1 protein-coding gene is annotated in these 396 nt (G+C 55.8%); it reads left to right on the plus strand.

What is annotated here, in order from left to right; all coding sequences use genetic code 11:
• Positions 1-396, plus strand: a 396-nt coding sequence (locus D7Y13_RS44490; RefSeq protein ID WP_120631172.1) for an NAD-dependent epimerase/dehydratase family protein, incomplete at both ends; no start/stop codon positions are given.

Below are 396 nucleotides of genomic sequence, written 5' to 3' on the forward strand. Positions count from 1 at the left end.
GGCCGTGGAAAGCGAAGTCGGCCCGGAGCGTTTCAAACGGTTTCGTTTCATCGAAGGGAGTGTCAGCGATTTCGAGCTCTGCCGGCAGGTGTGCCAGGGAGTTGACTACATATTACACGAAGCCGGTTTTATCTCCGTGCCGCAATCGATCGAGGATCCGCTCTGGTGCAATCGCGTCAATGTCGATGGCACGTTGAACATGCTCGTGGCTGCTCGCGAAGCTGGAGTCCAGCGGTTTGTCTATGCCAGTTCCTCCGCCGTCTATGGCGATGACGAGACGATCCCGAAAGTGGAGGAAACGATCGGCAAACCTCTCTCGCCGTATGGCAACTCGAAGCTGATCGATGAACCTGTCTCTTATAAACATCTCCGAGCCCACGAGACCGGAGCCTATCT

It is taken from the genome of Corallococcus praedator, from assembly GCF_003612125.1.
Lineage (GTDB): Bacteria > Myxococcota > Myxococcia > Myxococcales > Myxococcaceae > Corallococcus > Corallococcus praedator.